General features: G+C 44.5%; 10 protein-coding genes. 5 read left to right on the top strand and 5 right to left on the bottom strand.

Annotation, left to right across the window (positions count from 1 at the left end; genetic code table 11):
- Nucleotides 1-9: 9 nt before the first annotated feature.
- Nucleotides 10-594, bottom strand: a complete 585-nt coding sequence (gene rrtA / locus FLAVO9R_RS08925; protein ID WP_159534524.1) for a rhombosortase — start codon at nucleotides 592-594, stop codon at nucleotides 10-12.
- Between the two features lie 142 nt (nucleotides 595-736).
- Between rrtA and FLAVO9R_RS08920 the strand changes: the two genes are divergently transcribed.
- Both FLAVO9R_RS08920 and ggt read left to right on the top strand, forming a co-directional pair.
- Nucleotides 737-1,501, top strand: a complete 765-nt coding sequence (locus tag FLAVO9R_RS08920) for an enoyl-CoA hydratase (protein ID WP_159530594.1) — start codon at nucleotides 737-739, stop codon at nucleotides 1,499-1,501.
- Between the two features lie 15 nt (nucleotides 1,502-1,516).
- Nucleotides 1,517-3,274 (top strand): gamma-glutamyltransferase, encoded by a 1,758-nt coding sequence (gene ggt / locus FLAVO9R_RS08915; RefSeq protein ID WP_159530592.1) that lies wholly within the window; start codon nucleotides 1,517-1,519, stop codon nucleotides 3,272-3,274.
- 69 nt (nucleotides 3,275-3,343) lie between these two features.
- On the opposite strand, the gene FLAVO9R_RS08910 is transcribed toward ggt, so the two are convergent.
- Both FLAVO9R_RS08910 and cysK read right to left on the bottom strand, forming a co-directional pair.
- Complete coding sequence (locus tag FLAVO9R_RS08910) at nucleotides 3,344-3,802, bottom strand: hypothetical protein (RefSeq protein ID WP_159530590.1); 459 nt, start codon at nucleotides 3,800-3,802, stop codon at nucleotides 3,344-3,346.
- A gap of 294 nt (nucleotides 3,803-4,096) precedes the next feature.
- Nucleotides 4,097-5,062 carry a cysteine synthase A gene (gene cysK / locus FLAVO9R_RS08905; protein WP_013784262.1) on the bottom strand — a complete coding sequence of 322 codons (966 nt, stop codon included), beginning with the start codon at nucleotides 5,060-5,062 and terminating at the stop codon, nucleotides 4,097-4,099.
- A gap of 201 nt (nucleotides 5,063-5,263) precedes the next feature.
- Here cysK and FLAVO9R_RS08900 point away from each other — a divergent pair, with 201 nt between their 5' ends.
- The 3 genes from FLAVO9R_RS08900 (at nucleotide 5,264) to FLAVO9R_RS08890 (ending at nucleotide 8,032) form a co-directional block, all read left to right on the top strand.
- A complete protein-coding gene (locus tag FLAVO9R_RS08900) occupies nucleotides 5,264-6,100 on the top strand; it encodes an AAA family ATPase (RefSeq protein ID WP_159530588.1) in 837 nt (278 codons plus the stop codon).
- On the top strand, nucleotides 6,100-7,281 hold the full coding sequence (locus FLAVO9R_RS08895; RefSeq protein WP_159530586.1) for a vWA domain-containing protein: 1,182 nt from the start codon (nucleotides 6,100-6,102) through the stop codon (nucleotides 7,279-7,281). The genes FLAVO9R_RS08900 and FLAVO9R_RS08895 overlap by 1 nt, the downstream gene beginning before the upstream one ends.
- A 61-nt stretch (nucleotides 7,282-7,342) precedes the next feature.
- On the top strand, nucleotides 7,343-8,032 hold the full coding sequence (locus FLAVO9R_RS08890; protein ID WP_159530584.1) for a nucleotidyltransferase family protein: 690 nt from the start codon (nucleotides 7,343-7,345) through the stop codon (nucleotides 8,030-8,032).
- Between the two features lie 24 nt (nucleotides 8,033-8,056).
- On the opposite strand, the gene FLAVO9R_RS08885 is transcribed toward FLAVO9R_RS08890, so the two are convergent.
- Nucleotides 8,057-9,421, bottom strand: a complete 1,365-nt coding sequence (locus FLAVO9R_RS08885; protein ID WP_159530582.1) for an MATE family efflux transporter — start codon at nucleotides 9,419-9,421, stop codon at nucleotides 8,057-8,059.
- Nucleotides 9,422-9,423: 2 nt separating this feature from the next.
- Nucleotides 9,424-10,659, bottom strand: coding sequence for a molybdopterin molybdotransferase MoeA (gene moeA, locus FLAVO9R_RS08880; protein ID WP_159530580.1), 1,236 nt, complete (start codon nucleotides 10,657-10,659; stop codon nucleotides 9,424-9,426).
- Between the last annotated feature and the right edge of the window lie 69 nt (nucleotides 10,660-10,728).

Below are 10,728 nucleotides of genomic sequence, written 5' to 3'. Positions count from 1 at the left end.
ACTCGTTAACTACCGTTTTTTTGCGGTTAGCCACATAAGTGTGAAGATGATTAATCCACTTAGCGCACCGAATAAGTGCGAATCGATGGCAACTTTGGCGTCAATCAGTGCAGCAACCTGAGCACTACTGCCTGATACTTGTTCATAAATCACTTTAAGCGCAACACCGCCCAGTAAAATCCAACCCGAGCGCATCTTATTCATAATATCCATTAATGCGCCCCATACGAAGATACCGTGTAGCGCACCTGATAGCCCCGCATACCAAATAAGATCTTCAGAAAAAAGGTAAAGACCTGCACTTGTGCCTAAGCTGCACCATACAAATACTTTTAAGAAACGACCTATTCGGTAATGTTCGCCGTGTAACGCCCACAGTAAGGTAAGGCCTGATAAATTCAGCAGCAGGTGATACCCATTGGTGTGCACAATATTGCCAGATAATAAACGCCAGGTTTCCAACCCTTGAATGGCGAAACGATCGTAAGCTAACCACTTACCAGAGAGCGGCTCTAAGAAAAAAGCGACGATAGCGCAAAGCGCTAAAATAAGTGGGCCTACGCTATACTTAGGTGAGACCGGTAGTGACATCATCATTGTTATTTATTTTAGTAATCCGTGTGTGCTGGGTATGATACATAAAATTGCCAGTAGGGTGGGAAGCGTTATCGGTAAAAATGCTTTTTTTGTCGGCTTCCGCCTATATAACAATCATAAAAACGTAAAGAGGTGACACATGTCTCTAATTTTAAGTGAAAAGAAAAACGGGATCTTAACGATCACCATCAATCGCCCAGAGAAGAAAAACGCCTTAACCCGAGAAATGTATCAGAGCATGGCTGACGCATTATTCAGTATTGAAAATGACGATAGTATCAAGACTGTGCTGATTCGTGGTGAGGGAGATTGTTTCACTTCCGGTAACGATATTAGTGATTTTGCAGGGCGCAAAGAAGGAGATGACGTGAATGAGTCTGCGGCATTTATGCGCGGGCTAATAAACTGTAAAGTGCCGGTAGTCGCACAGGTTCATGGCGTAGCTGTGGGTATAGGCACGACGATGCTATTACATTGTGATTTTATCTACGCTGAGACAAACACCCGATTTGTTCTACCATTCATCAACTTAGGCCTTGTACCTGAATTTGCTTCAAGTTATCTTCTTCCGAAAATGGCGGGGCATGTAAAAGCCAGCGAGTGGCTGATGTTAGGCGAACCATTTGGCACAGAAGATGCGTGTCAGTTTGGGTTGATTACCGGTATCTATTCTGCCGACGAGTTAACCGAGAAAGTGGCATCGGTGTGTAAAAAACTGGTGTCAAAGCCCTCATTTGCATTGATGCAAACCAAATCACTGTTAAAGAATGATGTGGAATCTACCCACCATTATATGGATATTGAATTCGATGTGTTTGGTCAAGCAATGGATTCAGAGGCTGCGCGTGAAGCGTTTGATGCGTTTTTGTCAAAACGTCCGATCAATCCGGAGAAATTTAAATAAAGAGGAAGTCATATTTTGAAACGTGGTTCATGGTTCTGTTCATCGCTTTTAGCCATTGCAGTTTCAAGCTGCCTGTTGGTGTCTGCAAGTGCACAACAAGTAAGAGAAGTTGGGGAGCCAGAGGCTGCCACGGGATACGTGGACAAACAAGCCTTTGCTGCTAAAGATTACATGGTGGTAGCAGCTAACCCATATGCTTCATGGGCAGGCAAAAATATATTGGCGAAAGGTGGAAGCGCCATTGATGCTGCTGTTGCTGTGCAATCCATGTTATCGCTTGTTGAACCACAATCCTCTGGAATTGGTGGTGGCGCGTTTATATTGTATTGGGACAATAAAAACAAAGTGCTGCACACCTTTGACGGTAGAGAAACCGCCCCCGCGGCCGTAAACTCTCATTGGTTTATTGAAGGCAATAAGCCCATGCGTTGGCTTGATGCCGTGGTAGGCGGGAAATCGGTAGGTGTACCTGGCGCAATTAAAGCGCTGGAAACTGCCCAAAGTGAATTCGGTAATTTGCCGTGGAACGCACTGTTTGACGATTCTATCAAAACGGCAACCGAAGGGTTTCGAGTGTCCCCACGACTGGCCAAGCTCATTGCCCTTGATTACCACCCAGGTTTAAAAACGTTTCCAACCAGTTCCACCTACTTCTTTCCCGCTGGGCTTCCGTTAAAAGAAGGTGCAATACGTAAAAATAGGCAATTGGCTAAAACGTTGAAGGGTATTGCCGAAAACGGCACTGATTATCTGTATAAAGGCGAGCTAGCTGAAAAGATTGTTAAAACGGTAAATTCTGCGTCAATTAACCCAGGTCAAATGACAACAGAGGATTTAGCTGCTTACGAACCTATTCGACGTGAACCGGTGTGTGGTTTGTATCGTGAAAAACAGATTTGTGGCATGGCACCGCCAAGTTCGGGCGGTATAAACGTGTACCAAATTCTGAAAATGTTGGAAGGGCAGGATTTTTCTACCCTCACGCCTGACTCTGTAGAATTCGCAAACGTTTTTACTCAATCAAGCGCACTGGCCTACGCTGACAGAGAAAAATACATAGCGGATAGTGATTTTACCAACCTACCTTTTGCCGCCATGATTAACACCGCGTATCTGAATCGCCGTGCCGAAGGTATTGCATCCGATAAGAAGTGGCGACGGGTACGTGCTGGCAATCCTTACGGTGATGCCAATATTAGTCTTGGCAGCAACATGGAACAGCCTAACACCTCGCATTTCTCTATCGTCGATAAAGAGGGCAACGCGGTATCGATGACCACAAGTATCGAGTTTATGTTCGGTTCGGGTTTGATGGTTGGTGGCTTCTTGCTAAATAACCAATTAACCGACTTTTCGTTTTCGCCTACGCAGAATCGCTTCCCTGTACCCAACCGTGTTGAGCCAGGTAAGCGCCCACGAAGCGCTATGAGCCCCACAATGGTGTTCGATGAGGAAGGCGAGCTAGAAGTCGTAGTAGGCTCTCCTGGTGGCTCACGTATTGTGAGTTACGTGGCACAAACGTTAGTGGGCGTGTTGGATTTTGGATTAGACATACAGCAGGCCATTAATTTACCTAAAATTACTAACCGAAATGATTACACAGCCCTTGAAAAGGGAACGCCGATTGCTGAGCTTGAAGCGCCGTTAAAAGCGTTAGGGCATAATGTAAAGGTTGTCGACTTAAACAGCGGTTTACATGGTATTCAAATTAAGTCGGGTAAGATTATTGGCGGTGCGGATCCAAGACGTGAAGGCGTTGCGGTAGGGCGCTAAGCGGCTTTATTTAAAAAGCATCCTAGCTTACACAAAAGGCTGTTCGAATAACTCGAACAGCCTTTTTTATTACATGAAATGATCTGGATGTATTTGAGATACTTTCCACATACCATCTTCTTTAATAAGCTCTAAGCTGCGCAAGTCCTCAATTTTATCGTTATCGTACATTCCACTTAAAAATACGGTAACCGTTGCCTTTTCCGAGAACTCAGAACGGCCAACACTATTACCGCTTTGTGGGGTAATAACGACAGAGTCGTACTTTAAATTTAAAAGGTGGCGCTGAACATTTCTATTACTGTGGTAATTAGTCAGAATTCTCGCTAAACGATCGGATGACAGGCTAATGGCTACATCAAGATTATCGTCTTCATAAACGCTTTTCAGAAACGTAACTGCAGAATACTCTGGCGTACTGTCGGCCAACATACCATAGCGACCCATGCCTTCTTCTTTTTCTCCACATCCTGCTAAACAAAGCACGCTAAGCAAAACGGCAAACAAACTAAAACGAAAAGACCGCATTTATGACAACCCCACAATAAGACTAAGGAAAATGATCGCGCATATTATCAAGACTCATCCGATGAGACGCAAGCCAATACGTCTAAACCTTTCGAATAACATTCACTCATCTTTTAAATTACTGACTTTAGATAAAGATAGTTGAGATAAAAGGTTTTGAGCCCTTTTTACTACAAACAATGATATAGCGATGATGAATGGTATGCCTTTATAGAGTATCTAAAAACAAAAAACGAGGCCGAAGCCTCGTTTTGTTATTTACACTCTAACCGTATAACGGGTTAATAAAAGTGATTATTGTGTTTCTTCTTGGTCACCAAATGCGCCCGCAAATAATGGGCTACTTAGGTAGCGCTCGGTACCACTGGCTAGCAGTACAACAACAATTTTGTCTTTATTCTCTGGACGCTCAGCAAAACGTTTTGCTGCTACCACTGCTGCACCAGAAGAAATACCCGCAAGAATACCTTCTTCGGTCATCAAGCGGTGAGCCATTTCCATACATTCATCGTTGGTGACTTGCTCAACTTCGTCAATCAAGCTTAAGTCCAAGTTACCTGGAATGAAGCCTGCACCAATACCTTGAATTTTGTGTGGCCCTGGTGTGAGTTCTTCACCGTTCATCGCTTGGGTAATAACGGGCGAGTCAGTAGGCTCTACAGCAATAGAGGTAATAGCTTTACCTTGCGTGTTTTTAAGGTAACGGCTTACACCAGTAATGGTTCCGCCTGTACCTACACCTGCTACGAATGCATCCACTTTACCGTCGGTGTCATTCCAAATTTCAGGACCTGTGGTCTTTTCATGGATAGCAGGGTTAGCAGGGTTATCGAACTGCTGAAGTAAAACGTACTTTTCAGGATCAGAAGCCACAATCTCTTGTGCGGCGGCAACTGCACCTTTCATGCCTTTAGGTGCTTCAGTTAATACTAAGCTTGCACCAAGGGCCTTTAATAGTTTTCTACGCTCTAAACTCATGCTGCTAGGCATGGTTAGGGTAAGTTTGTAACCACGTGAAGCAGCAACGAACGCAAGGGCAATACCTGTGTTACCACTGGTAGGCTCTACGATTTCCTTACCTTGGGTAAGCACGCCACGTTTTTCTGCATCCCAAATCATATTGGCGCCAATACGACACTTAACGCTGAAGCTAGGGTTACGAGACTCAACCTTTGCGTAAACGTTACCAGAAGTAACGCGGTTTAATTTAACTAGAGGCGTGCGGCCAATAGAAAGAGAGTTGTCGTCAAATACTTGCATTATTAATCCTTACCTAGTTAGGAAATCCCAGCAGTCGTGTTCGGTACGACCTTTATAATAGTTAATAATTCATAGCCTGAATTTGGGGATTTCGTCATACCCCTATATCATTGGTCCCAAACGTGAAAATGCAAAGTGCTTTTTCGCTATATGTTATTGTTATTTTACATGACGAATCAGAACGAAAGAGGTAAAACCAGAATGGCTTTTAGTGGAACGTCGAATTACATTGCTACAAAAGATTTGCAATTGGCCGTGAATGCCGCCATTAAGCTAGAGCGTCCACTGCTCATTAAGGGTGAGCCAGGCACGGGTAAAACCATGTTGGCAGAAGAACTAGCCGCCAGTCTTGGAACCGATTTAATTCAGTGGCACATCAAATCTACCACGAAGGCACAACAAGGCTTGTACGAATACGATGCAGTATCCCGCCTTCGTGATTCACAGCTGGGTGACGACCGTGTTCACGATATTGGCAATTACATTGTTAAAGGGAAACTGTGGCAGGCTTTTGAAGCGGGCAACCGTCCTATCTTACTAATTGATGAAATAGACAAGGCAGATATTGAGTTTCCAAACGACTTGTTGCTTGAACTCGATAAGATGGAGTTTTTTGTCTACGAGACTCAAGAGCGCGTGGTGGCCAAAGAGCGTCCTATTGTTATTATCACGTCAAATAATGAAAAAGAGCTTCCAGACGCCTTCCTACGCCGTTGCTTCTTCCATTACATTCAATTTCCTACGCCTGAAGAAATGCAGCAAATCGTTGATGTGCATTTCCCCGATTTGAAGAAAAAGCTGCTTGATGAAGCATTGAAAGCCTTCTTTGAGATTCGTGATGTACCAGGGCTTAAGAAAAAGCCGTCTACGTCAGAGCTTATCGATTGGTTGAAACTGCTGGTGGCCGAAGACATTCCACCTGAAGCGTTGCAATCTAAAGACGGTAAAGCTGCCATTCCACCGCTTTATGGTGCATTACTTAAAAACGAACAAGACATTCACTTGTTTGAAAAATTGGTATTTATGGCGCGCCGCTAATGCTTATTCAATTCTTTTTCACGCTGAGAAAATATCAAGTAAAAGTGAGCTTGCGAGAGCTACTTGATTTACTCCACGCCTTGGAAAAGCATATTGTTTATGCAGATTTGGAAGGCTTCTATAGTTTGTCTCGAACCATCATGGTGAAGGATGAGTCTCAATACGATAAATTCGACAGAGCATTTGCCGATTATTTTGAGGGGGTAGAATCTATCGATTTATTCGGTAAAGATATCCCCGAAGAATGGTTACGTAAACAAATCGAGAAAACCCTGAGTGCAGAAGAGCGTGAAGCGCTACGGCAGTCTGGCGGCTTAGAAGCTTTAATGGATACCCTTAAAAAGCGCCTTGAAGAACAAGAAAAGCGACATCAAGGTGGTAACAAGTGGGTGGGTACGGGTGGAACATCTCCCTTTGGCGCTTATGGCGACAACCCTGAAGGTATTCGTATTGGGCAAAAAGGCAACCGTCGTAACTCTGCGGTAAAAGTATGGGATAAGCGCGAGTTTAAAAACTTATCTGCCGACGTTGAGCTAGGGACACGAAACATTAAAGTCGCCTTGCGTAAATTACGTAAGTTCGCCAGAACCGGTGCCAGTGAAGAACTAGATGTAGCCACCACCATTGGTGAAACGGCCAAAAAAGGCGGTATGCTAGATATACACATGTCGCCAGAGCGTCACAACGCGGTTAAGGTTTTAATGTTTTTTGACGTGGGTGGCTCTATGGATCCTCACGTTAAAACCACGCAAGAACTTTTCTCTGCAGTGCAGAGTGAGTTTAAATACCTCGAGTATTTCTATTTTCATAACTGCGTGTATGAAGAGGTTTGGAAAGATAACCTGCGACGCGAAAAAGAGCGGGTATCGGTTCACGATATCATTCATCGCTATGGTAAAGACTATAAGGTCATCTTTGTTGGCGATGCCACCATGGGGCCTTATGAAATTACCTATCCTGGAGGAAGCGTTGAACACTGGAACGAAGAGCCGGGTAGTGCGTGGCTGGGGCGTATACTGAACCACTTTAATAAAGCGGTATGGTTAAACCCCCAAGCTGATAATTATTGGCCTTATTATTCGTCTATTTCAATAATCAAAGACATTGTGGAAGACAGAATGTATGGGTTAACGCTTGAAGGCTTAACACAGGCTATAAAAGAGCTTAGCCGTTCACGTTAGCGTTGGTTACCTTAGTCCCTGTTTACATTAATCGTCGTTATTAGCCAGTGGGTTAGACAGAATGAGTAAAGTCGCAAGCATACTGTTGGCGGGTGGGGAAAGTAGGCGTTACGGCAGTAACAAGTTACTTTCCCCGCATTATAGTGGGTTGCCGTTAATTCAATACGCTTTGCAGCAGTTACACGGGCTTAATCTTGCCGGTACTTATGTTGTTACTGGGCGTTGGCACAGCGATGTTGTCGATGTGATTTCGGCAAACGCGGTTCAAGATAGCAATAGTACTAAGGTGTGTTACAACCCATTGTGGCGTGAAGGCATTGCTTCAAGTATTCGTTGTGGTCTGCAGGCTCTCATGCAGGAAAATAACCTCATACAGGCAAAGAATGCCAATCAGGTAACTGACAATGAGTACACCCATGTGTTTGTACACTTAGCAGACTTAGCCAGTGTTACCACCGCTACACTGCAAGCATTGCTTAACGAAATTCCATCAAACCCCAATCACATCATTTACAGTCAGTGGCATAACCGCGGCTTTGAAGAGCAAGTGAAAGTAAAAGCGACAGTGCCCGCTATATTCCCCAATGCGGCATTTGACAGCTTACTTGCGCTAAGGGGGGGCAAGGGCGCAAAGAAAGTAATAGAAGACTGGAAAGACAAAGGGCGGGCGATTGGTGTCAATCACCCCGAGTCTGCATTTGATATTGATGCGCCCAGTGATTGGAAAGCCTATCGGAGCAACGAGGCATAACCGATAGGCATGACATCAATTAAATTACGTGGCGAATCGGTAGTTTGGCCGTTGAATATAATAAAGTCTTGCACCTAGCATGACTGCCGCAGCACTTAACCCCACAATAAAACCAATCCAGAAGCCGCCAGCAGACATTGGTTCTGCCGTGATCCAATTAGTACGTCCTAAAATTACGCCGGTGGGTAAACCAATTAACCAGTAAGACACAAACGTAATGATAAACATGGCGGTAGTATCTTTGTAACCACGAAGCGCATTGGCTGATATTACTTGAATAGCGTCAGAAAGCTGAAAAATAGCCGCATAAATCAGTAGGGCATTCGCCATTTGGTAAACCGCATCATCGCTGGTATAAAGCCCAATAATGAATGCCTTTGCGGTTAACGTGAAAGTAGCCGTACAGGCAGCGGTAATAAACCCAATAATAATTGAGCACTGAGCGGCAATTTTAGCTTGGCGTCTGTTATTTTGCCCAATCCGATAACCAATTCTAATAGACGCTGCCATACCAATACTCATTGGTATCATAAACATGAGTGCCGAGAAATTAAGGGCAACTTGGTGGGCGGCAACAGTCGTGGGGCCAAACGGCGCCAGTAATAGTGCCACCACCGCAAATAAGGTCACCTCGAACAATAATGTCATGGCGATGGGAAGGCCAAGCTTAAAAGTACGCTTTATGGCAACCAAAGACGGCTTATAGTACGTATCGAATAGTTTGTACTTTTTTAGTGCTGGGCTAAAGCGCACATAAATGAAGGTTGCAATTAGCATGGTGTAAATAACGATGGCCGTTGCAACACCACAACCCGCGCCACCAAAGGCAGGAATAGGGCCCACGCCGTAAATGAAAAGGTAGTTACCTATTATATTGGCCATTAAACCAATCACGGTAATTAACATGGTAGGCTTGGTTTTACCTAGCCCTTCACAGTAATTTCTTAGCCACTGATAAAGCGCAAAACCCGGCATAGCACACAGTACATAAATTACATAGTCCACAGTGATGGTATGAAGTTCATCTGCCATTGGGAATATCGATACAATGTTACCGGCAAAAGGAATAAGTGCGGCCACCACGATACCAACGAAACACACTAAGTAGCCTGCTTGTTGACTGGCATTGGCAATGCCGGTGATGTCTTTTGTACCTTGAAGCCTTGAAATAATGGGCGGTAAAGCTAGCGCAATACCTTGTATAAAACACAACAAAGGTACGGTAATACTAAAACCAAGCGCCACCGCAGCCATATCAGTCGCACTATAACGGCCAGCCATAATGGTATCGCTCACGCCCATTAGCATTTGGGTAATTTGCGCAATTAATAGTGGCCAAGCCAGCTTTATAATATCTCTACCTTCAAGTAGATAACGTTTGTTCTTCAAGGTTACAGATCCGATTCAGGTGAAAGTAAATCAAAAGGAATAACAGGCAGGGTTGTGCCTTTTTCAACATGACTGATGTCTTCGTGAATTATCATTAAACAATTTGCTGCGGTAATAGACGTCATCACACCAGAACTTTGTGTGCGAAACGGCGTTACCAGAAGGTTGAAGTTTTCATCGTAGGTTATCGTGGCGCGCTGAAAATCCCGCCGGCCAGCACGACGTTTAATATCGCAGGTTACCGTGGCATTAACGGTTAGCGGCTTACGAACTTGCTGTTCACCCTGCATTTTTCTGATTAACGGGGTAACAAGAAGTTTAGCGGTTACAAAGGCAGAAACAGGGTTACCAGGCAAACCACAAAACAAGGTATTGCCAATATGGCCTAAGGCAAAAGGTTTACCCGGTTTAATTGCCACTTTCCAAAAGTCGATACTACCTAAAGTGTCTATTACGCCTTTCACATAATCGGCGTCGCCAACAGAGACGCCACCACTACTTACCATCACATCTACCCGTTCGCTTGCTTCTTTAAATAGAGCGGTGAGCGACTTCTCATCGTCTTTTACTATGCCGAAGTCGATAATCTCAACGCCCAATTCTGAGAGTAGGGCGCTCACACCAATACGATTAGATTCATATATCTGTGTAGGTAAGCAGGGTTCGCCAGGTTGAGCCAGTTCAGAGCCTGTGGCGACAACACCCACTCTAACTTGTTTCACTACGTCTACCGTGGTTAGGCCTTGTGAAGATAGCAACATAAGGTGCTGCGGCTGTAATCGAATACCTTGAGTTACCAGTGACTGTCCGACTTTAATATCCGCTTCTTTGGTGCGAATATTTTCACCACAAGACGGTCGCTTATTAATGCTTACCTTATTGCCTTCAGTGAACGTATTTTCAACCATCACTACGGCATCGGCGCCTGGAGGGACAGGTGCGCCTGTCATTATTTTAATCGCGTGACCGGGTTTTAAAGGTTCGTCTGCGGCCATGCCGGCGGTAATGGTGCCCTGAATAGGCATAAGCGTGTCTGGTCGACAATCAGCTGTATTAATAGCAAAGCCATCCATTGCCGAGTTATCCCAGGGGGGCACAGATAAAGAAGCATGAACTTCAGAAGCGGTAATTCTACCTAGGGCGTGGCTTAACTCAATGGCTTCAGATTCACCCAAGATGCTCGTTGCATCAATTGCTTTTTCTAATGCGTGTTCTAACGATAACCATTTTGAAGACATGAAAACCACTCCCTAATTTGAGGGGGGGGATTATCACCTAAATGAGTGAATAAACCAATGTATTAGGCA

This window comes from Alteromonas sp. 38, assembly GCF_902506055.1.
In the GTDB taxonomy this organism is placed as follows: Bacteria; Pseudomonadota; Gammaproteobacteria; order Enterobacterales; family Alteromonadaceae; genus Alteromonas; species Alteromonas lipotrueae.
Note: the sequence above shows the minus strand (reverse complement) of the source record. Positions and strands in the feature narration are given on the sequence as shown.